Annotated in this window: 1 pseudogene; it reads right to left on the reverse strand. The window is 49.8% G+C overall.

Going from position 1 to position 201, the window contains the following annotated elements:
* Window positions 1-201: pseudogene (locus GZH79_RS13185) on the reverse strand (hypothetical protein); the annotation flags it as partial.

Genomic DNA, 201 nt, shown 5'->3' on the forward strand with positions numbered 1-201 from the left:
GATATAATGTGGGACGGTATCGATGTCCCCATTTCTAAGACGTGTGTCGATGCTGTTCACGTGATCCAGAACGCGGATATTGATCTTTTGGTTGCGCAGCGCTTCGGCAAGGCCATCGTTGCGTTCAAATCCTGACTTCGGCAGGTCAAGGTCTTCGACATTCGGCATGCCGACAATTGTACCCGGCTGAAAATAGTTGTT

Source organism: Loktanella sp. SALINAS62 (assembly GCF_018263905.1).
Classification (GTDB): Bacteria; Pseudomonadota; Alphaproteobacteria; order Rhodobacterales; family Rhodobacteraceae; genus Loktanella.